The organism is Rhodoluna sp., from assembly GCF_036721215.1.
Classification (GTDB): Bacteria; Actinomycetota; Actinomycetes; order Actinomycetales; family Microbacteriaceae; genus Rhodoluna.
The window spans coordinates 249,550-271,395 of the sequence record NZ_DAIMLM010000001.1; the positions used below are offsets into that span (position 1 = coordinate 249,550).

Annotated in this window: 20 protein-coding genes; 16 read left to right on the forward strand and 4 right to left on the reverse strand. The window is 48.9% G+C overall.

Translation table 11 applies throughout. From position 1 onward, the window contains the following. Positions 1-8 precede the first annotated feature (8 nt). The 10 genes from AC9UCN_RS01300 (at position 9) to AC9UCN_RS01345 (ending at position 11,152) form a co-directional block, all read left to right on the forward strand. Positions 9-1,157, forward strand: a complete 1,149-nt coding sequence (locus AC9UCN_RS01300; protein WP_509523042.1) for a hypothetical protein — start codon at positions 9-11, stop codon at positions 1,155-1,157. Beyond that, positions 1,154-1,798 (forward strand): HAD-IA family hydrolase, encoded by a 645-nt coding sequence (locus AC9UCN_RS01305; RefSeq protein WP_509523044.1) that lies wholly within the window; start codon positions 1,154-1,156, stop codon positions 1,796-1,798. Before AC9UCN_RS01300 ends, AC9UCN_RS01305 begins: the two co-directional genes overlap by 4 nt. A 2-nt stretch (positions 1,799-1,800) precedes the next feature. Next, positions 1,801-2,052, forward strand: a complete 252-nt coding sequence (locus tag AC9UCN_RS01310; protein WP_509523045.1) for a glutaredoxin family protein — start codon at positions 1,801-1,803, stop codon at positions 2,050-2,052. Positions 2,053-2,304: 252 nt separating this feature from the next. Beyond that, entirely contained in the window at positions 2,305-4,497 is a 2,193-nt protein-coding gene (locus AC9UCN_RS01315; protein WP_509523046.1) for a DEAD/DEAH box helicase, read from the forward strand. 374 nt (positions 4,498-4,871) lie between these two features. Then, positions 4,872-5,387, forward strand: coding sequence for a 50S ribosomal protein L10 (gene rplJ / locus AC9UCN_RS01320; protein ID WP_509523047.1), 516 nt, complete (start codon positions 4,872-4,874; stop codon positions 5,385-5,387). Positions 5,388-5,411: 24 nt separating this feature from the next. Then, positions 5,412-5,798 (forward strand): 50S ribosomal protein L7/L12, encoded by a 387-nt coding sequence (rplL, locus tag AC9UCN_RS01325; protein ID WP_509523048.1) that lies wholly within the window; start codon positions 5,412-5,414, stop codon positions 5,796-5,798. A 149-nt stretch (positions 5,799-5,947) separates the two neighbouring features. Then, a complete protein-coding gene (locus AC9UCN_RS01330) occupies positions 5,948-7,186 on the forward strand; it encodes an MFS transporter (protein ID WP_509523049.1) in 1,239 nt (412 codons plus the stop codon). A gap of 83 nt (positions 7,187-7,269) precedes the next feature. Beyond that, complete coding sequence (locus tag AC9UCN_RS01335) at positions 7,270-8,556, forward strand: saccharopine dehydrogenase family protein (protein WP_509523051.1); 1,287 nt, start codon at positions 7,270-7,272, stop codon at positions 8,554-8,556. Between the two features lie 9 nt (positions 8,557-8,565). Continuing rightward, positions 8,566-9,501, forward strand: a complete 936-nt coding sequence (locus tag AC9UCN_RS01340) for a GNAT family N-acetyltransferase (protein WP_509523053.1) — start codon at positions 8,566-8,568, stop codon at positions 9,499-9,501. Further along, positions 9,485-11,152, forward strand: a complete 1,668-nt coding sequence (locus AC9UCN_RS01345; RefSeq protein ID WP_509523054.1) for a GMC family oxidoreductase N-terminal domain-containing protein — start codon at positions 9,485-9,487, stop codon at positions 11,150-11,152. The genes AC9UCN_RS01340 and AC9UCN_RS01345 overlap by 17 nt, the downstream gene beginning before the upstream one ends. Here AC9UCN_RS01345 and AC9UCN_RS01350 read toward each other — a convergent pair. Genes AC9UCN_RS01350 through AC9UCN_RS01365 form a run of 4 tightly spaced genes read right to left on the reverse strand, consistent with a single transcriptional unit; the run spans position 11,111 to position 14,754 of the window. After that, positions 11,111-12,037 carry a DMT family transporter gene (locus AC9UCN_RS01350; protein ID WP_509523055.1) on the reverse strand — a complete coding sequence of 309 codons (927 nt, stop codon included), beginning with the start codon at positions 12,035-12,037 and terminating at the stop codon, positions 11,111-11,113. The two genes, AC9UCN_RS01345 and AC9UCN_RS01350, sit on opposite strands and share 42 nt — an antisense overlap. Beyond that, on the reverse strand, positions 12,030-12,953 hold the full coding sequence (locus tag AC9UCN_RS01355) for a DMT family transporter (RefSeq protein ID WP_509523057.1): 924 nt from the start codon (positions 12,951-12,953) through the stop codon (positions 12,030-12,032). The genes AC9UCN_RS01350 and AC9UCN_RS01355 overlap by 8 nt, the downstream gene beginning before the upstream one ends. 1 nt (position 12,954) lies before the next feature. Next, positions 12,955-13,872, reverse strand: coding sequence for a DUF368 domain-containing protein (locus tag AC9UCN_RS01360; RefSeq protein ID WP_509523058.1), 918 nt, complete (start codon positions 13,870-13,872; stop codon positions 12,955-12,957). A gap of 24 nt (positions 13,873-13,896) precedes the next feature. Beyond that, positions 13,897-14,754, reverse strand: a complete 858-nt coding sequence (locus AC9UCN_RS01365; RefSeq protein WP_509523060.1) for a DMT family transporter — start codon at positions 14,752-14,754, stop codon at positions 13,897-13,899. A gap of 164 nt (positions 14,755-14,918) precedes the next feature. Between AC9UCN_RS01365 and AC9UCN_RS01370 the strand changes: the two genes are divergently transcribed. The 6 genes from AC9UCN_RS01370 (at position 14,919) to AC9UCN_RS01395 (ending at position 21,786) form a co-directional block, all read left to right on the forward strand. Further along, complete coding sequence (locus AC9UCN_RS01370; RefSeq protein ID WP_509523061.1) at positions 14,919-16,325, forward strand: aspartate aminotransferase family protein; 1,407 nt, start codon at positions 14,919-14,921, stop codon at positions 16,323-16,325. A gap of 127 nt (positions 16,326-16,452) precedes the next feature. Further along, a complete protein-coding gene (gene iolG / locus AC9UCN_RS01375; RefSeq protein ID WP_509523063.1) occupies positions 16,453-17,457 on the forward strand; it encodes an inositol 2-dehydrogenase in 1,005 nt (334 codons plus the stop codon). A gap of 56 nt (positions 17,458-17,513) precedes the next feature. Then, positions 17,514-18,461 (forward strand): 5-dehydro-2-deoxygluconokinase, encoded by a 948-nt coding sequence (gene iolC, locus AC9UCN_RS01380; RefSeq protein ID WP_509523065.1) that lies wholly within the window; start codon positions 17,514-17,516, stop codon positions 18,459-18,461. Beyond that, positions 18,452-19,327 carry a Cgl0159 family (beta/alpha)8-fold protein gene (locus AC9UCN_RS01385; RefSeq protein ID WP_509523066.1) on the forward strand — a complete coding sequence of 292 codons (876 nt, stop codon included), beginning with the start codon at positions 18,452-18,454 and terminating at the stop codon, positions 19,325-19,327. Before iolC ends, AC9UCN_RS01385 begins: the two co-directional genes overlap by 10 nt. Before the next feature lie 30 nt (positions 19,328-19,357). Continuing rightward, positions 19,358-20,845, forward strand: coding sequence for a CoA-acylating methylmalonate-semialdehyde dehydrogenase (locus tag AC9UCN_RS01390; RefSeq protein WP_509523068.1), 1,488 nt, complete (start codon positions 19,358-19,360; stop codon positions 20,843-20,845). Then, positions 20,845-21,786 (forward strand): SDR family oxidoreductase, encoded by a 942-nt coding sequence (locus AC9UCN_RS01395; RefSeq protein ID WP_509523069.1) that lies wholly within the window; start codon positions 20,845-20,847, stop codon positions 21,784-21,786. The genes AC9UCN_RS01390 and AC9UCN_RS01395 overlap by 1 nt, the downstream gene beginning before the upstream one ends. The last annotated feature ends 60 nt before the right edge of the window (positions 21,787-21,846 follow it).

Here is a 21,846-nt window from a genome sequence, read left to right on the forward strand (position 1 = left end):
CTTAAGATATGGAAATCAAATTAGCTAAACAAGCAATCATCACCCCTCTTATTGGCCTTGTGGTGGGCTGGACATTGTTCATGTTCGCTATCTACTCAGACCTATATGTCTTGCCGATTTATGACAGCGAGGGAATGTATCTTGGGGAAACCCAGATTGTTCAGATTTCTACCTATCTATACCTGGTTGGAATCGTTGTGTTTGGACTGCTCGCTCTTCGAGGTCAGCAAATGTCCCTGCACGCCAGAGAACTTGCTGGACTTGATGCACCACTTCCTCGAGCAGCTCACAGATTCACCAATCTAACCGTCGTTATCTCTCTGGTCGGTGGCTCTATTTATGCAATCGGTAATTTCCTAAATGCTTTCAATAGCTTTGGCCAGGAAAACGTGAACCTTTTGGTTCGCTTATTTGATGTTTATGTGCCAATTGTCTTGGCAACCATCCTCGTGATTTACATCTTGCTGCGTGCTTTTGTTTACAGAAAGCAAACCGTCAAGCAGACCAAGAAGCAGGGCATGTCCGATTCGGAGAAAGCTCTTGGTCTTGGCTACGCCATTCCAATCCTGTTCACCGCGGTCGCAATCATCTTTGGACTCGTTGTCTACGACATCACCAGAACTGATCTCCAGGTTTGGGTTTGGGTAGTTATCCAGGTCATCATCGCGCTGGGTATTTTGCTTGGAACCAGATTCTCCTCAAAGGCAAAAGCTGCCAAGGCAGCTCCTCCAAGAGTTAGACAAACCTTGGCAGCAGGAGCTGCGAATTTGAACTTTGTGCTTTCTATCGTGTTTGGCGCAACAGTTTCAATAATGTCTTTTACTTTTGGAGCTGGCGCCATTGAATCTCTAAGAATTTGGCCAGAGTATATAGAACCAGCTGAGGGCGAAGAGTTTGTGTTCGATCCGGGTTGGGAAATAGCACCGTTTGAGTGGAGCTGGTTCTTTGAGTCAATGGTGCCAGCGCTTGTGCTGCTATTGATAGCAGCTGTTGGAATCTATTTGTTTATTACCGAGCGCAATCAAACAGCCCCATTTTCTCCAACCAAGAAAAACGCAAGCAAGCCTGCTTCTAAGTCAGCAGCAAGCAAGAAAGCTGCACCTAACTCCAAAACCAAGCCCAAAGCAATGGCTGCTGCTACAAGAAAGCGCAAATGATTCTTAGAGCCAGTGCGCTCCTTTTTGATAACGATGGGGTTTTAGTAGATTCTCACGCCGCCGTAGATGTTGCCTGGGGAATTCTTGGGCAGGAATTCGGTCTCGAGGGTTTCTCAATTTCGAATCACTACGGCACTAGAGCACAAGATTTAATTCTTGAACTAGTGGGCGAAGCTAGGTTCGAAGCGGCTAACAATCGAATAAATGAGCTCGAGCAATTATCGGCGGATAAGACTCACGCACTCCCTGGAGCAGTAGATCTTTTGCATTCACTGCCAGCTGGTATTTGGACAATCTGCACCTCTGCTAATTCAAATCTTGGAAGGGCACGTATCAAGGCAGCAGGGTTACCGCTGCCCGAGCAGTTTGTTAGTGGTGATGACGTCGAACATGGCAAGCCTGCACCAGATCCATATCTACTTGGAGCTAAGAAGCTGGGCTTTAGCGCGAGCGATTGCATTGTCTTTGAAGACGCCGATGCTGGGGTCAAAGCAGCCCTAGCAGCAGGCGCGGCCTTTGTTGTTGGGGTGTCCAAAAGGGCATTAGAGACCGATGCTGACATTGTGGTTGAAGATTTGGCGGGAATCAGCTTTGATGGGAAGCAGTTAGTGATACCAGAAGAGAAAATTATAAGGAGATAGCAATGTCAGAAGTAACGTTTTACGGAGCACAGTGGTGTGGCGATTGCCGCAGATCAGAGGCACTCTTGAACACCTTGGGTGTTGATTTCGACAAGAAAGACGTCGAAACAAGTCCTGAATTTACCGAGGAAGCCAAGGCTATTACCGGAAGAACTAACATCCCAGTTATCGTTTTTGCTGATGGCAAGCACCTAGTTGAGCCATCTGATGCGGAACTAAGCGCAGAACTGAAGGTTCGAGGCATTATTTCCTAGGAAATTTTTCCTAGCTTTATTGTTTCTTGCCAACTAGGCTTGTGTTGTTGGGAACTTCCCAGCAGTAGTCGTTTGCAGTGCACTTTAGGTGCATCAGTCTTTACCTCTTATAGCTGTCGGTCTTTAGCCGGGAATGCTTAGGGTCTAGCGCAGTTCGACTAGACCGCAAAGACACACGCAGCAACGAAACAACACATGAATTGTGCTTTTTCTTGCCCGCGCGTGCCACATAAAGAGGAAGCAATTAAAACTATGCCTAATTTCGGCAAATCAGCTCCGCGTCCAAAAACTGGAGCAGCTAAAGGCGCACCACGAAGATCTGGAACTTCAAGTTTCGCAGGATCATCTGCTGCACCGAAAAAATCACACCGCAAGGGTACAACTGACGCTCGCGAAATGAGCGGCCGCAAACCAGACCGCGGTTCCAACTGGGAACCAAGAGGTCCAAAGACAGACTCGGCTCGTAAGCCTCGTCACACAGCAGAGGACCGCGCAACTCGCGCACCTAGATCTTTCGACGATCGCGCACCAAGATCAAGCGATGCCCCAAGACGTGAGTGGTCAGATAAGCCACGCTACGGCCAGGGTCAGTCCGACCGTCCAGCCAAAAAGAACTGGTCAGATAAGCCTTCTTACTCAGACAGAAAATCTTCTGACTCCAGAGACTCAAGACCATCTGAATCTAGAGGCTATGAAGCAAGAGGACCAAGCAAGCCTGCAGGGTCTTCTGATCGTAGCTTTGGTTCCAGATCAGGATCTGGATACCGTTCAGATTCATCTGAGCGTCCAGCTCGCAATGATCGCGGTTTCCGCTCCGATCGTCCAGCGAGGGATTTCACCAGCGATTCTTTCCGCGGTTCTAGAGACTCATTAAGAGACTCTTCAAGGGAATCTGGAAGAACTTACGAGCCACGTTCAAACTCGAGAGAGTATGACCGCGACCGTAACCCGTACCGCGAAGACAGAGTCTCAAGAGACAAGTCTCGTGACTCCAGCTTTGTTGGCGCTCGCGACAAGAACCCAAACCGCAAAGCATTCTTTGAGGACAAGGTTCTAGAAAAGCTAGTTGTTGCTGACGCTTCAGAAATTCTCATTCAGGGAAGTTTCGAAGAGATGGGTCTGCACCCAAAGCTTGTCACCGCACTTCGCGGCCTTGGAGCTGAAACTCCATTCCCGATTCAGCAGTCGACCATTCCAGCAGGTTTGGAAGGCAGAGATGTCTTGGGTCGCGGAAAAACTGGTTCTGGAAAGACAATTGCTTTCGCCGTTCCGATTATTTCGAAACTGGTTGCAGCAGGCTCCCAGCCAAGAAAACCAAACAAGCCTCGCGCATTGATCTTGGCTCCAACCCGTGAACTTGCAGATCAGATCGACAGAACTGTTTCAGCACTAGCACGCTCGGTTGGTTTCTACACAGCTTGTGTTTACGGTGGTGTTCCACAGCGCCGTCAAGAGATTTCTCTGAGCCGCGGTGTTGACATCGTTGTTGCCACCCCTGGTCGCCTAGAAGACCTAATGGCGCAGCGCATCATTGACCTAAGCGAAGTTGAGACCATGGTCGTTGATGAAGCCGATCACATGTGTGATCTTGGATTCATCGAAGGCGTAAAGCGTGTTCTACGGGCAACCGGAGAAAGCCAGAAGCTACTGTTCTCGGCCACACTGGATCGTGAAGTTGATGCACTTGTTCGCGAGTTCATGCCAAATCCTTACGTATACGAAGTTCCTAACGAGACTCAGGAGAACTCAACAATCGAGCACCGCGTGCTGGTAGTTGACCCAGATGATCGTAGCCAGGTCCTTCTTCGCCTAGTTCAAGGAGAAGGTAAGTCACTTATCTTCACTCGTACCAAGATGACAGCAGAGCGTCTAAGCGAGTCACTTACCAACAACGGCGTTCCAGCAGCAAGACTGCACGGAGATCTAAACCAGAACCAAAGAACTCGTAACTTGGAGCGCTTTGTTAAAGGTGCCGTAAGGGTCCTTGTTGCTACCGACGTTGCAGCTAGAGGTATCCACGTTGATGATGTTGCACTGGTTATCCAGGTTGACCCACCAGAGGAATACAAGACCTACCTTCACCGCTCCGGCCGTACTGGCCGTGCCGGTAAGGAAGGTGTTGTTATCACCTTGATTCCACGTTCAAAGCGTCGCAAGGTCGAAGACCTTCTGCACCGCGCCGAGCGCGATGCCAAGATCACTGATGTTCGTCCAGGATCTGAATTGCTGGAAGAACTAGCTGGTCCAATTGCGCCACCTCCGGCAGCACCAGACATCCTGGACTTCGGAGACTCTCGAGGCGGAGGCTCTAACCACCGCGGAAGAGACCGTGATCGTGATTCAAGACCAAAGAAAAAAGGCAACTACCAGGGTTCTGGTAAGGGTCGTTGGGCCGACAAGCCATCAGGTGAGAAGCGCCCAAGGGCTAAGAAGTATTCGAACTAGTAATAGTTCGAGGAGTAAAAGCGATCGAGACAGCGCTAAAAAACCCCACCCCTTAGGGGGTGGGGTTTACTTTTTGCTTGGGCCTGGAAAAGGTTTTCACCTATCTAGAGGTTAGGTCAAAACTCGAGCTTTACAGCTAACCCCCTGAAGCTCTAGACTGTAGGAAGCCAAAGACCGTCGGTTTGAGGCAGGACAAATCCCAAGAATTCTTGGAATTTGGCTTGTTTTGACTAAGAAACACAAAGTGTTTGCCCACGTAGGTGTAGAAGTAAAGATTCTAGAGTTTTGCTCTAATTCCTTATGCTCCTCGCTTACGTGAGGAGCATTTTTTGTTTCTTAGGGCTGCCGACAAATACAGATAATCAAGGAGTGCCATGGCGAACAAGGAAGCTACCGTCGCCGAGCTAACGGAGAAATTCCAAAGCTCGAGTGCCGTACTGCTAACCGAGTACCGCGGACTCACTGTTGGAGCGATGAAGACACTTCGTCGCTCAATCAGTGCTGACGCAACCTACGCCGTGGCAAAGAACACGCTACTCAAGATTGCAGCAAAGAACGCTGGAGTGACCGCATTTGACGGTCAGCTAGCAGGACCGACTGCAATGGCTTTTGTTCACGGAGACCCAGTCAACGTGGCCAAGCAAATGCGCGACTTTGCCAAGGCAAATCCTCTTCTAGTGGTCAAGGGCGGCATCATGGATGGCGTCACTTTGTCATCAGACGAGGTTAAGAAGCTTGCTGATCTAGAAAGCCGTGAAGTTCTATTGGCGAAGGCCGCTGGAATGTTCAAGGCTTCAATGTTCAAGGCTGCTTACATGTTCCAAGCTCCGCTGGCTCAGGCCGTCCGCACTATCGACGCCCTACGTGCCAAGCAAGAGACAAACGCTTAACAAAGAAAATAAGGAGAAAATCAAATGGCAAAGCTGACAACCGAACAGCTAATCGATGGCTTCAAGGAGCTATCTCTAATCGAGCTTTCAGACTTCGTAAAGAAGTTTGAAGAGGTATTCGAAGTTACCGCAGCAGCTCCAGTTGCAGTTGCAGCAGCAGCTCCAGCCGGTGGCGGAGCTGGTGAAGCAGCAGAAGAGAAGGACGCGTTTGACGTAGTTCTAGACGCTGCTGGTGACCAGAAGATCCAGGTTATTAAGGAAGTGCGTGCACTTACCAACCTAGGTCTAGGAGAAGCAAAGGCTCTAGTTGATGGTGCTCCATCAACAATCCTTGAGGGTGCAAACAAGGAAACTGCTGAGAAGGCAAAAGCAGCTCTAGAAGCAGCTGGTGGAAAAGTAACCCTTAAGTAATAAGTTCACTGGAAGAAAAGTCCCCCAGGCAATTAGCTTGGGGGGTTTTTCTTTTGCCGAGTCACTTCTTATTGAACTTGGTGAGAGAGCTATGCTTTTCTAGGTGGGCCAAGAGCCCTAGACCCCAAAGAATTGAAGCTTCCTAAGTGATGGCAAAAACTAGCTCGGTATCTACTTCCGAGATCACCAAAAACCAAAGAGTTGTTTACATCTTTGTACTCGGATTCTTGTTTATGGTTCAAACATTGGTCACAGACATGTTTTTACCGGCTTACCCAAACATTGCCGCATTTTTTGAGGTGCCAGACGCCTTTGTTCAATACTCCCTGTCGGCAGTGACTGCGGGTGCAGCGATTGGTTTTTTTGCCGCTGGGCCACTTAGTGATTCACTCGGTAGGAAAAAACCAGCTCTATTTTTCTTGTCGCTTTTTACCTTTGCTTCGGCTGCTTTGTATGTGGCACCAGGCATCGAAGCCTTTGTTGCTTTTCGTTTTTTGCAAGGGCTAGCTGGAGCTGCAATTGCGGTGGTTACTCAGGCAATTATTAGAGATCTTTTCGTGGGTAAGGCCATGTTGAAGATGTTGGCCAGGGTTTGGTTGGTTGCTGGAATCGCACCAATGGTAAGCCCATTTTTATCGGCGCAACTATTGCTGGTAGCTCCAGACTGGCGCGTGATTCCGCTGGCCTTGACCATTTTGGGTGTTGCGGTGTTGCTGATCGCCTCTAAATCACTGGTAGAAAGCCATCACATTGATAACCGCAGGGCCAAAGGGTTCGAGGGTGTTACCAAAAGATTCCTCGCGGTATTCAAAGATCGCATTCTGGTAGGTCTTGTCCTTATTGGAATGGTGCAAACCATTGGGCTCTTTAGTTACCTCAACATCATTCCGTTCCTGTACCAAGACAGCCTGGGGCTCACTCCAGTTGAGTTTTCAATTGCTTTCTCAATTACTGCTTTTTGCTGGTTCTTGGGAATTCAAGCCGGAGCAAAGCTTGGTCGGATGTTTAGAGCCACCTGGGTTATTTTGGCGTCTTTGATTCTTGCAGTTGCTGCTGGGGTTGGGCTTTTCACTATTGCCAATCAAAATCCAGGTATCGAAACAGTTATTCCTCTGATGGCTGTTTTCATGATTTCATTTGGAATGACCATCACGCCGATACAGACCATTGCCCTGCAGGGTCATGGTTCAGAGGCTGGAACAGCCGCTTCTGTGCTTGGTGTTATGAACTCGCTCACCGCAGCGTTTGCGGCACCTCTATATCCAATCCTCGGTAGCGCTACCACGGAGGGCCTCGGGATAGCGATCGCGCTTAGCCACTTGGCCGCAATAGCTATTTTCTTCCTAGTTGTTAGACCTAAGTCCGTTCCAGCACTTATCAAGGACTAGTTAGGTATCCTAGGAATACATACAAGTTGCCGCATTGGCCCTTCGATGGGGTGGCAACTTCCATAAAGGATGTGGAAATCACGATGAGGATTTTACTCGTCGGCGCGGGCGGCGTAGGCGCCGCAATAGCCAAAATTGCAAGTGAAAGATCATTTTTTGAAGTCATGGTCGTTGCCGACTTTGATATCAAAAGAGCCGAAGAAGTTATTGAATGGATTAGAAAGCGCCACAGCGATGAGGTCGCAGCTAAATTCATTCCAGCCACAATCGATGCCTCTAACGCGTCAAATATTGTTGAGCTCTGCAAAGAGCACAACATCACGTTCCTGCTAAACGCGGTAGAGCCAAAGTTCGTACCGACAGTTTTCTCAGCCGCGTTTACCGCTGGTGTTGGATACATGGACATGGCGATGTCTCTATCAGAGCCACACGAAACCGATCCATATCACAAGCCTGGAATCAAACTGGGTGATGCTCAGTATGCACTGAACTCACAGTGGGAAAAAGCTGGTCAGCTGGCTCTAATTGGTATGGGTGTTGAGCCAGGTATGTCAAACATCTTTGCCAAGTACGCTGCCGATGAACTGTTCAGCGAGATTGACGAAGTGAGCATCAAGGATGGCTCGAACCTGACCGTTCGAAATGACAAGGGTGAAGAAATCTTCGCCCCATCTTTTTCGATCTGGACAGTTATTGAAGAGTGCTTAAACCCGCCTCTGATTTACGAAAAAGACAAAGGTTGGTACACAACCGAGCCATTTAGCGAACCTGAGATTTTTGAGTTCCCGGAGGGTATCGGAGCAGTTGAGTGCGTGAACGTGGAGCACGAAGAGATTCCGATGCTTCCAAGAACCATGGATGTTAAGAAAGTTACTTTCAAGTACGGACTCGGAGCTGAATTCATTGGGGTGCTAAAGACCCTGCACAATCTAGGCCTAGACGCCACTAAGCCGGTTCGGGTGCGTTCGGCATCTGGTCCAGTAGAAGTTGCACCAAGAGATGTCGTGGTTGCTGTTTTGCCAGATCCTGCAACTCTTGGTCCTCAAATGAAGGGTAAGGCTTGTGCTGGAGTTCTTATCACCGGAAAAGACAAGAACGGTAAAGATCGCGCGACATACATCTACCACGTAGCCGACAACGCCGAAACTATGGCCGAGTACCAGTCCCAGTGCGTTGTTTTGCAAACCGCCTTCAACCCACTAATTGCCCTGGAGCTAATTGCCGAAGGCACTTGGTCTGGAGTTGGAGTCATGGCACCTGAGCAATTCCCACCAACACCATTTTTGGAACTGATGTCCTCATCAACTGGGTATCACCAGAAGTGGTTCGCGCAGGAAAGACTGCCAGCAAATCCGCTAGCCCTTCCATAAGCTACTTACATGAACTATCGCATCGTAAAGGCTGAAACTCGCCATGCAGAAGTGCTTGCGGAGCTTATCAACCAGCATGAGCTCAAAATTGATCCAACCTCCACGCCTATAGGCGTTGAGGAGTCGACGGAAGTTATTGAAGGGGTCTATGACCCCGCGATAGCAGCATTTGTTTATACGGACGATGTCGAAGAGCCGAGCGCTTTCTATTCGGTCAACCCTGACGCCACCAGAAAAAGACTCTTTACGGATGTTTATGCTAGACCCGGCTCCAATCTTATTCGGCAAGCTCTAGTTGAATCGCTTAAAGCAGCTGCCGCAGAGTTTCCGGAATACGAACATTGGTTTAGTGTCAACACAAAAGATATCGCGATGCGAGAGTCCCTTGAGTCTCTAGGCATGCAAGTTATTCGTACCTACTGGCACATGAAAAGAGAGTTGGCAACTGGAGATAGCGTGCCGATTTCTACTCCTGGGGTTTCAATTCGATTGGTTTCCGGAGATCAAGATATGCAGACCTCCTGGAAGCTACATCAGGACTCGTTTAGTAAACACTTTGGATTTGCCCCGAGGCCGATGGAGCTCTGGATCGAACAAAACATGGCGTCTAGCACAATGGACCCAGAAGCTTGCTTCATTCTTGATTTCGAGGGAGAACCCGCGGGCTTTATTCAGTTGGCAAACGCAAATTATCACCTAAACGGTGGCTACGTTGACGTTCTAGGTGTTGCCCACAAGTTTCAAGGCAAGGGATTAGGTCAGATTCTCCTACAACACGGGATTAATCACAGTGTTGAGCAGGGTCGCGAATTCATTGAGCTTAACGTCGATAGCGGAAACGAGTCTGGTGCCCTTAGGCTTTACGAGAAGTTGGGCTTTAAGCCAAATAGCTCTTGGGAGCAGTACGAGAATAAGAATTGGGTGGAGTTTGTCAGAGGACTTTGATGTTGCGGTAATTGGATCTGGCTTCGGCGGATCTGTTGCAGCACTGCGCCTAAGCGAAAAAGGCTACAAAGTTCTAGTGATTGAATCTGGTGCCAGATTTGAAGACAACGACTTTGCCAAGAGCTCCTTTGATCTCAAGAAATTCCTTTTCTTTCCAAAACTTGGTCTAAAAGGTATTCAGCGAATAGACCTATTGAAAAACGTGCTTGTGATGAGTGGTGCTGGCGTTGGCGGCGGTTCCTTGGTTTACGCAAACACTTTGTATCGCCCACCAGCCAGATTCTTCTCAACCGGAAGCTGGGCTGGCATGGCCGATTGGCAAAAGCTTCTCGAGCCTTACTATGACCAGGCTGAGCGAATGCTCGGAGTAGAGGTAAACAAGTATTTTTCACCGGCGGACGAAGCTCTAAAAAGAGTTAGCGACCGCTTAGGTTTCGGTGCCACCTTTCAGATGACACCGGTTGGCGTTCACTTTGGTGAAGAAGGCAAAACTGTCGAGGACCCATACTTTGGCGGCAAGGGTCCATCGCGAACCGGTTGTATTAATTGCGGGGAGTGCATGACCGGTTGCAGACACGGGGCCAAGAACACACTGGTCAAAAACTATCTTTACTTAGCCGAGAAACTTGGCACCAAGATCATGCCGCTAACCAAGGTTGTAAACATTGAGCAGGTACCAAACGGTTACACACTCACCCTGATTCAAAGCGATAAGTTGTTTGCCGCTAAGCGGACCATCACGGTTCCAGAAGTTGTGGTTGCAGCCGGAGCGCTTGGTTCAGCGAAGCTATTGCACAAAGTCAAGGCAAAGGGAAATCTTTCTGGAATTAGTCCAAGACTTGGTGAGCTTTCCAGAACAAATAGTGAGTCTTTGCTTGGAGTGGTGGCAAAAAATAGAGATGTTGATTTCACCCAGGGATCAGCAATAACGTCTTCTGTATTCCCCGATGCCGATACTCACATTGAACCAGTTCGGTACGGACGTGGCTCCGGCTTTATGGGACTTTTGCAGTCTGTTATTGCTAGCGGGCCTAAAGGTCAAACACCAAACATCTTTAGGTTGATTGGTGTAACCCTCAAGAATCTTCCTAAGCTGCCAAACTTTTACAACCTTCGCACTTGGCCAGAGCGAACATTGATCTTGCTAGTTATGCAATCAAGAGACAACTCACTGACTACTTACTGGAAGAGAAGACTTACCTCAAAGCAAGGCCACGGGGAACCAAACCCAGCCTGGGTTCCCATGGGTCATACGGTTGCCAAAGAAATCGCAAAAGACGTCAATGGCACACCAGGAGCCGTTATTGGAGAACCATTTGGTATTCCACTTACCGCGCACTTCCTTGGCGGTGCAGTGATTGCAGAAGATGCTAACGCTGGTGTGGTGGATGGCTACCTTCGAGTCTTTGGTCAGCCCGGACTACACATCGTCGATGGCTCTGCATTGTCTGCAAACCCTGGCGTGAACCCATCACTTTCAATTACCGCTTTGGCTGAATGGGCGATGGCGCACTGGCCAAATAAGTCTGAACAAGACACCAGACCAAACCTTGGTGAAGCTTTCAGGGTTGTTGACTCAGTGAAGCCAAACAATCCTGCGGTTCCAGCATCAGCTAGCGGAGCTCTCAGGCTTCCTCTCCGAGTGCTCTAGCTGCTCTCGGTGCTTGGATTCAATTCCTTGGCCGATGTAAGTGCTGATGATAATTACCGCAGCACCGATGATTCCTAAAATCGCAAGAGTCTCGCCACCAAATAGCACCGCAATCACAACAGCCCAAATAGGCTCGGTTGCTAGCAGCAAGCTAGATCTAGAGGCTGAAGTTCTTCTAATTGCCCAGAGCTGAGCAACGAAAGCAAACACCGAGCAAAAAAGCGCCAAAAACAATGTCCCTGCCCACTGGGCAGGACCAAAGGTTGCAATGGCATCAAAGGCACCTGGAATGTCAAAGATAAAGAACACAACCGTTGCCGTGAGGCACTGCATCAAAATCATGTTGAAGCTACTCGCCTCACGGTTTTTGGTAAGTACCCCTTGGGCAGTTACGTGAACTGCCCGGACAATAGCTGCAATAAAGAGCAGCACATCGCCCCAGTTTGGCTCTTGGATTCCATTACCTGTTACCAGGAGCCCAACACCAACAATGGCTCCAACAGCCGCCAAAAAGAACGATCTTGGCAGCCAACGCTTTTTCCAAGCGGACTCCATGATTGGGGTAAAAATAATGGTCAAGCTGATCAGGAGCCCGGCGTTGGTTGCTGAAGTTATCTTCAGCCCAAAAGTCTCAACGGTCATAATCGCCGACTGAGTAAGGCCAAATAACGTTCCAAGCAATAGGTCTGTTTTCGAGAACTTATTGCGCCTGATTAGCCAGATCGCAATCATGGCAAGGGTAGCTATTCCAAAGCGAACCGAAAGCATCGCAGGAACTGTCGCAAATGGGGTGATTGCCTTAGCCGAAAGGTAGCTTGCTCCCCAAACGATAGCTACTGCAAGTAGAACCAGGTCGACCTTGGAAGCCCTTATTGCACTAAGCAATTGTCTTTTTCCTAAACAGAGTCAGCACACTTCCTTGCGAGATGGCAGCGCCCAAAATAACTATCACGCCACCAACTGGTTCGTACCAGTGCAGCTTTTCACCTAAGAGTATTACTCCAAGAATCACCGCAATAACCGGTGTTATGTATGTGACGGAAGAAGCTATCGCACTTCCCACGACATCCAGAATCTTGTAATAAAGAAGGTATGCAACACCGCTACCAAGAGCGCCGAGGGTGACAATCGCCGCTACCGACGCAAAGTCTGGAACAGTGGTGATAAGCGGGCCTGAAAGCAAGTAAATAGGTAACAAAGTCAGGGCCGCTGTTCCTATCTGACCAAAAACCGAGACTTCAGTAGCCAAATTAAGTGGCGTCACATACTTTCGAACATAGGGGGTTCCAATTCCGTAGAGGATTACCGCAATCAGCATCGCAAGAATAGCTAGCGGACTGTTTTCCCCAAAGCCTTGCCAGGCTCCCAAAACAACCAGCACCCCAAATAAACCGATGATGATTCCGGCAATAACATGAGGTTTCAGCTTTTCGGTTCTAAAGGCAACCAGCAGAACAATCACGGTAGTGATAGGGGTAACAGCATTGATGATTGCAGCCAAGGCACTAGTCACCTGGGTTTGGGCATAGGCGAACAGCACAAAAGGAATCGAGCTCATCAAGATTCCGGCGATGGTCAGGCGTTTCCAAGCTTCAAACGAAGTGGGCAGTTTGGGTTTGAACATCAACATGGCAACCACCATGGCCAGAGCACCAAAAAACGTTCTTCCAAACGCGACTCCAATTGGAGTCAAAAAGGTAAGGGCTAGCTCAATAAACAAAAACGAAGCGCCCCAGATCAACCCAGCAATTGCATACATCGCAACCCAAGGTCTGTTTACGCCCTCACCCTGCTTCGTCAAACTATTTGTGACCCATCCGGCGTTCGATAACAATAAGGCCGAAGACAATTGCTGAACCAAGACCAAACATCAATAGCTCTAGCCCGAAGTTAGCTTCTGGCATCAGTATGGCTCCAGTTTCGTTTTGCCAAGGCCAGAGAGCTCGAAGAGAACCAATCATCAACCCGGTCATCACAACCATGGTCATTTTGATCTTGTTGGCAAGTAGCCACTGCAACAAAGACACAAAAGAAGCTAGGCCGAGAATCGCGCCCAAAATGAATGTACCGAGGTATCCAAAGTCTCTATCGTTCACCGCAGCCAAGGTCGGCGCATACATTCCTAGTGCGAGCAACAGATATGACCCTGAGATACCTGGCAGCACCAATGCACAAACCGCAAACGCAGCCGAAACCACAATCACAATAAAACTTGGATCAGCGTCCGCAGCTCTTGGTATAGAGGTAAAAGCGAATGCCGCTAATGCTGATATCGCCAACACTAGATAATGACTCAGCTTCCAACCCATTCCGGAAAGCGTTATTGGAACAAAAAGCGACGCGGCAATTAGACCTGCAAAAATAGCTTTGGTAACAGTTGGGTACTGCTCCAAAAGCGGCTCAACAATACCAGCCCCAACAAAGATTGCGGTCACCATGCCAATAAGCATCGGGATAAGAAGTGACCAAGAAATTGCTTTGAAGTGGGTAGTGGATTTTGCCAAGTTTGATTTGGAGAAACCAAAGAGTAAAACTATGCCGCGCACGGCTTCAGCCGCGGAATCAATCACGCGCTTGTAAACACCGGTAATAAGCGCGATGGTTCCACCAGAAATACCAGGAATCAACTCTGCGATCCCAATAAGTGACCCGCGAACAAAATTCAATAGGGTTTCGATGATGCTGATTGGTTTTTTGGTATTTCCAGGAAGATTACTCACTCTTATAGTTTCCCAGATAAGGGCCTATTTATTCTTCGACCCACTAGTGGAGCGCGGACCAAGCAGTGCTCCACCAACAATCAACCCAGTTGCTACGAGTAATTGCCAGCCAAGTGAGTTTCCACTAACCAATACCAGTAGAGCGGTTGAAAGTAGCGGTGTCAAAAATGCCAGCAGACCAATTCTTCTTGGATCGCCAATCTTGAGAGCGGCACCCCAGAGGTAGAAGGCTCCTCCGAGTGGGCCAACTCCAAGAACTAGAAGTAGGAGCCAATCGCCTGTGCTTATCGAAGCAGCTGGCTCGAAGAGGAAGTGTGCGCCAATTGCTAGGACCCCTGAGACCAGAGCAAATAGCCCAATTGCTGGGGTAGGAAATCGCGGAACCTTGGTGGTGGCCAAAGAGTAGGTCGCCCAGATCACCGCTGCCGCGAGGGCGAAGAAGTAACCCACCTCAATTGAGCTAAACCCAAACCCTGAGCCCCCAGAGGTGATTGCGAGAACCGCACCTGCGAATCCCGAGAGAGCAGCAAGAACATATCTGAAATTCAAAGAAAGTGATTTGGTAAAGATTGGGCTCAGCAGAACAATCAATAGAGGCCAGAGGTAGTTCACAAGGTTTGCTTCAACAGCTGGAGCTGTTTGCAGTGCTAGAAAAAGCATGAAGTGATACCCAAAGAGACCGTAAACACCAATGAGCAAAGTTTTTATAGGAATCTTCCAGGGGGTTATTCCAGACCTAAGTGCGGGCAACGAAACCAACGCACCAATAATTAGCCCAATACCGGTTAACAAAAAAGGCGGAACGTTAGAAAGCAGAGTTGCCAGCGAAGCTAATGAAGCCCATAAAAAAATTGCTCCAAGGGTAAATAGATCAGCCTTCATTCCTAAAGTTTATGGGACAAAACTTGAGGGCAGAAAAAAACAAAGAAAGTCCAAAAAAACAAAAAGTTTTTTCAAAAAACACCCCTTACTCACCAGTGTCTTCAAGGATTGGTGTTTATTTGAATCCTGTTAGAGAATGGAAGGACACGAAGGAGTGATAGAACGTGTCCAAAGTTCTAAACCTAAAACACGATCCTGCCGGAAGGCGCCGAGTACCAGAGAAATACACCCCCATTAGCAAAACGAGGGTGAAGAAACTACTAGCTCAAGAGTGGGCTAGATTTCAATCCACGACAACAAACTCAGCCACGCATAACAAGCGTGCGAGTAAGGTTCTGCCCCTGGGAGTCACCTCAAGTTTCCAGCATTGGGACCCTTACCCAATCTCGATAGTGTCCGCGAAGGGCGCTTACTTTAAAGATGTAGACGGTCGGAAGCTTCTTGACCTATCTATGGGCTTTGGTGCGATGTTGGTTGGCCACCTCAACAAAGATGTTGTTAGGGCAGTCAAAAAGGCCATGCGCTCAGTCGGAACGCTATTTGTTACCCCAGGACCACTGGCAACAGAGGCTGCTGAAAGGTTCCAGAAGCGATTCGACATTGACATGTTGCGCTTCACCAACTCAGGTACCGAATCGACGATGTACGCGATTCGCGCTGCCAGAGCTGCAACGGGTAAGAAAGCCATCATCAAAATCGAAGGTGGCTACCACGGTGGATACGATCCACTGCAAGTATCAGTTAAGGCTCCTCTAGAGAAAATTGGGTCTGTATCTGCCCCGAAACCATATCACCCTGGCGCAATTGAGGCTGGCGAGGTTTACGTTGTTTCATACAACGACACCGTTCGACTAGAAGCCATCATGAAAAATCACGGCAAGACAATAGCCGCGCTGATGATGGAACCAATCATTGAAAACCTTTCAATTGTGTTGCCGGATGAGGGTTACCTCAAAGCTGTCAGGGCTTTGTGCGACAAGTACAAAATCGCACTTATCTTTGACGAAGTTAAGACCGGTCTTACTGCAGGTGTTGCTGGCGCTGCAATCAGAGTTGGCGTCAAGCCAGATCTAATCACTCTTGCAAAGAGCATCGGTGGTGGATTACCGCTTGCTGCTTTTGGAGGCAAGAAAGAGTTCATGCAGACCGTAGTTGATGGCCGCATGCCTCACTTGGGAACCTATAACGGAAACCCACTAGTTGTTGCCGCAGCAATTGCAGTTGACAACATTGCAACTCCAGAGGCGCTAGACAAGGCAGAAGCAATCAACAACGCAACCCTTGATGCAATCGATAAAATCATTGACGAGTACGCTCTTCCAGCTCACACAGTTGGATTCGGAGTCAAGGGTGCCGTGATTTGGTCACCAACTCCAGTTCGTAACTACCGCGATTTCAAAGCAACTGACTTTGAACTTGCGGAATTGAGCTGGCTATGGGGACTAAACCGAGGCATCATTACCCCTCCGGGTCTAGATGAGCAGTGGCTCGTTTCCTTTGCTCACACTCAAAATGACATGAACAAGCTAGTTCGTTCATTCAGGGAGTTTGCAAAAGCAATCAGGGGCTAGAAAAAAATGGTTTGAACCCATGAGGACCAATAACTGGTCCGCATGGGTTTTCACTTTCTAGGTCATCTTTAACATCTATGATTTGTTATTACATAGCTGTTTTAGCTCAACTAAGAGGAGTCCCCAAGTGAATGCACCGATGAGATTTGGTTTGATTGGTACCGGTCGAATAGGTCAGGTTCATGCCAGCAGTGTTGCCAGAACTGAAGGTGCAGAGCTAACGATGGTGGCCGATGTCTTTGTTGAAGGTGCCAAGAAAACAGCCGAGCAATACGGTGGTGTTGCAACCGCTGAGGCAATGGACTGCTTCGATTCATCCAAGGTGGATGCCGTTATCGTTGCGTCTCCAACCCCAACCCACTTGGATCTAATCAGTGCGGCAATCGATGCCAACATTCCGATTCTTTGCGAGAAGCCAATTGATCTAGACATCAAAAGAGTTGACGCCATGCGCGAGAAGGCAGCCAAGGCAACCATTCCAATCGTGCTTGGCTTTAACCGTCGCTTTGACCCACATTTCAACTCTGTTCACCAGAGAGTGAAAGCCGGCGAAATTGGAAAACTAGAGCAGCTGGTTTTGATCTCTAGAGACCCTGCCCCGGCATCGAAAGAGTATTTAGCTGTTTCTGGAGGTATCTACCGGGACATGACCATCCACGATTTTGACATGGGTAGATTCTTCGTACCGAACATCGTTTCGGTTACAGCCAACGGTTTCAACCAGTTCTCGAGTGAAATTAAGGACCTGGGAGACTACGACGCCACCAGCGTTACCCTGCGCGGCGCTAATGATGAATTGGTACTGATTACCAATTCCCGTCATGCCATCTATGGTTTTGATCAGAGAATGGAAGCCTTTGGAGACAAGGGAATGCTTAGGGTTGAAAACCTTACAAACACCAATGTCAGGCTTTATAACGAGTCAAGCGCTGAGGTCAAAGAGCCGTACCAGAACTTCTTCCTAGAGCGCTACATGGACTCCTACCTACTAGAGCTAGCGGAATTCATGAAGAAGGTGCGTGGCGAGGCCTCGAACAGTCCTGAGTTTGAAGATGGCCGAGCCGCACTGGTTCTAGCCAACGCTGCCCTGGAGTCGTCACAGACAGGTAAAACAGTCTCCGTTTCGCTCTAAAAGTTTGTTATGACAAATTATTGAAGTTGTGGCAGACTTGTAACCGGAGGTAGTCAATGGTTTTCGATCTAATAACCACGGGTCGAATTGGCGTGGACATCTACCCCCTTCAAACCGGAGTCGGCCTTGAAGAAGTTACCTCTTTTGGAAAGTTCCTTGGGGGCTCTGCAACCAACGTGGCAGTCTCTGGTGCCAGGTACGGACTGAATTCTGCAGTAATTACCAAGGTGGGCAATGACCCCTTTGGAAACTATTTGATTCAAGAACTCGAGCGCCTAAATGTCGATAGTCGATACGTTGGTCGAACCGAACACCTCAAAACACCGGTTGTTTTCTGCGAAATCTTTCCACCGGATGATTTCCCAATCTATTTCTATCGCGAACCCAAGGCACCTGACCTAGAAATTTCCGAATCAGAGCTAGATCTAGATGCTATTAAATCGGCGAAGATCTTTTGGTCCACCGTCACCGGCCTTAGTCAAGAACCCTCCAGAACAGCAAACCTAGCTGCGCTAAAAGCAAGAGCCAAGGCCACGCACACCATCCTGGATTTGGATTACCGCTCGGCTTTTTGGACAAACCCAGCTGATGCCACCCAGCAAATTGCCAAAGCTTTGCCTTTTGTGACAATTGCCGTTGGCAATAAAGAAGAGTGTGAAGTTGCAGTTGGTCAAACAGAGCCCGAGCGTGCAGCTGATGCTCTGTTGGAGCGTGGTGTTGAAATAGCAATCGTGAAGCAAGGACCTAAGGGTGTTCTAGCTAAGACCAAAAACGAGTCCGTCGAGGTTCCACCATACGCGGTGAAGGTAGTCAACGGTCTAGGGGCAGGGGATTCTTTCGGTGGTGCTCTCTGCTACGGTTTGCTTCAAGGTTGGGACCTACAAAGAATCCTGCGCTTTGCCAACATTGCAGGGGCCATCGTGGCTTCCAGACTTGAATGTTCAACGGCGATGCCAACCTATGATGAAGTGCAGAAGATCATGGAGGCCCAAAAATGGGACTAAGTTTTGAGCAGATCAAGGAGCTAAGAGCTTCTGATCCAGGCGCTATTGCTAAAGCGCTCAAGAACAGAAAACGCCGACCACTAGTTCAAGGAGACGGCAACCTTTTCTTGCTGGCAGCCGATCATCCAGCTAGGGGGGCCTTGGCGGTAAATGGTAATCCTGTTGCCATGGGCTCAAGAAAAGAATTGCTTGAAAGATTTGCAACAGCCTTAGAGAACCCAAAGGTAGATGGTGTTCTGGGAACCCCGGATGTAATCGAAGAGCTAACTCTCATGGGATTACTTGAAGGAAAGATTGCGGTTGGTTCGATGAACCGCGGCGGCTTGAAAGGCTCCAGTTTCGAATTTGATGATCGCTACACCGCTTACACAGCAGCTTCTTTAAAGCAGCAGGGTTTAGACATGGGTAAAAATCTTTTACGCATCAACCTGCAAGATCCAGGAACGGTTCGAACTCTAGAGCACACTGCCAAAGTTATTGATGAGTGCGCCAAGCATGAGATTCCGATGCTACTGGAGCCTTTTATGAGTGACTGGGTGGATGGCAAAGCAGTCAACCGCTTAACGGCAGAAGCGGTCGAGCTCTCCGTTGCAATTTCTTCTGGCCTTGGCTCAACCAGTGCTTGGTCTTGGCTCAAGCTACCTGTAGTTGAAAACATGGAAAGAGTTATGGATGCAACCACACTTCCGACTCTGCTACTTGGCGGCGAGGGAAGCTCGGATCAAGAGGCAACATTTGGCTCTTGGTCCAACGCCTTGGCACTTCCTGGCGTAAAGGGTCTCGTAGTTGGCAGGACACTTCTATACCCACACGATAACGATGTTTCAAAAGCTGTGGCCCAAGCGGCCAATTTGGTTCACAAGTAATATTTCAATAACAAGGATGAGGTAGCGAAAATGCAGACAGTTCCACTATGGATCAACGGTAAGAGTGTTCAGAGTCAATCTGGAAGATTCGGAGACGTTTTTGATCCAGCGCTAGGTGAGGCTACCAAGCGCGTTGGCTTTGCCAACGGCGCTGAGATAGCAGCTACCATCCAAGCTGCCAAGGATGCATTCCCAGCTTGGCGTGATCTCTCATTGGCTAGACGCCAACAGATCATGTTCCGCTTCCGTGAGCTACTAGAAGCCAAGAAGGGCGAGCTCGCCGAAATCATCACCTCTGAGCACGGCAAGGTGCTTTCGGACGCTTTGGGAGAGATCACTCGCGGTCAAGAAGTCGTTGAGTTTGCTTGTGGCCTGCCACACCTATTGAAGGGCGAATTCTCAGAGAACGCATCAACCAACGTGGACGTCTATTCCATCAAACAGCCATTGGGTGTTGTTGGAATCATTAGCCCGTTTAACTTCCCAGCCATGGTTCCAATGTGGTTTTTCCCAGTTGCTATTGCTGCCGGAAACACGGTTGTTATCAAGCCAAGCGAAAAGGACCCATCTGCTACCAACTGGATGGCTGAACTATGGAAAGAAGCTGGTTTGCCAGACGGTGTCTTCAACGTCCTACACGGTGACAAAGAGGCCGTAGACGGTCTGCTAAACAGCCCAGATGTGGCAGCAATCTCCTTTGTTGGATCAACTCCAATAGCCCGCTATATCTACGAGACTTCTTCTAAAAACGGCAAGAGAGTCCAAGCACTTGGTGGAGCCAAGAATCACATGCTGGTTTTGCCAGATGCTGATCTCGACTTAGTTGCTGACTCTGCGGTGAACGCAGGCTTTGGTTCTGCCGGTGAGCGCTGCATGGCAATCTCTGTTGTGGTTGCAGTTGAGCCTGTTGCTGATGAACTTATAGCCAAGATCACCGAGCGCATGGCGCAGATCAAGGTCGGAGACGGAAGACGTAGCTGTGACATGGGACCACTTGTAACAAAGGTTCACCGTGACAAGGTTGCTTCTTACATCGAAATTGCCGAAAAAGATGGCGCCAAGGTTGTAGTTGATGGTCGCGGTGTAGTTCCTGATGGTGCTCCCGGTGGATTCTGGCTTGGCCCAACTTTGATTGACAACGTTCCAACCGGATCCAAGGTATACACCGAGGAAATATTCGGTCCAGTGCTATCGGTAGTTCGAGTGAAGACTTATGACGAGGGTCTGGACCTTATCAACTCTGGCCAGTTTGGAAATGGAACTGCAATTTTCACAAACGATGGTGGAGCGGCTCGTAAGTTCCAGAACCAGGTTCAGGTGGGAATGATTGGAATCAACGTTCCAATTCCAGTTCCGGTAGCGTACTTTAGCTTCGGTGGTTGGAAGCACTCACTGTTTGGTGACAGCCGTGCCCATGGAGAAGAAGGTTTCCGATTCTTTACCCAGACCAAGGTAATTACCTCCAGATGGCTTGACCCAAGCCACGGTGGTCTAAACCTAGGCTTCCCACAAAACTAATGAAGATTGCTATCACCGGTTCCACCGGATTTGTTGGTAGCAACATTGCGTCAGTTTTGCAAAGCTCCGGTCACGAAGTAATTGGCCTAGTTCGATCAGAAGCCAAGTTGCCCTGGGAAACCAAACTGGTTGATTTCACCAGCGAAGACTCAATCAGTTCGGCTCTTGAAGGCACAGAGGCCGTAGTTCACTGCGCTATAGCTAATGATTTCAACAGGCTGCTGCAAGATCGAGACTTCGCCTACGACAGCTTTGTTGGCATGACCTCGAGGGTAGTAAGGGCCGCCAACAAAGCCGGATCAAAACCTATTTACATCTCAACCGACTGGGTTATGGATGGCACCACACATCTTGCTTTGGAATCCAACAAAGGCAACCCGGTGAACTTTTACGGTTTCCTAAAGGCCATGGGCGAGCAGGTGGTGCGCGACTTGGCTCCAGAAAACGGTGCAGTATGCCGCATCGGGGGAGTCATGGGTTTTCATCAAACCAAGAAAGATGGCCCAAGGAGTCAAGACGTTGGTTTTGGTTACTTCGTGACCTCACTTGTGAACTCCTTGAGCAAAGGCGAGCCTTTTGCAGTTTGGGGCGGCGATCAAGTCAACAAAATCGCAACCCCGTCTCTTGCTGCTGAAATTGGCGCGCAAGTCAAGAAAGTTGCCATGCGAAATGCAACCGGAACTTTTCATTTAGTTGGCGACGACGCTGTTACCAGAATGGAGCTTGCAAAGTTAGTTTGCGAGGTCTTTAATCTAGATGCATCTTTGTTGCAAGAAACAAACCCACCCGAGTCTGAACTATTTCCCGCTCCGGTGCCGGTGGATACCTCACTGTCTAATGTTGAGACTAAAAAGATTCTCGGAATTGGTGAAAAAAGTCTTCGAAGCTTGCTTGAGTCCTTGCGGATTGAATACGAAGCTGGTTTCGCGACCAGGAATTAGTGCCCTAGATTCTTTGTCCTGACAAAGACTAAGCTGGAGACAATAGCGACAAGGAGGTCA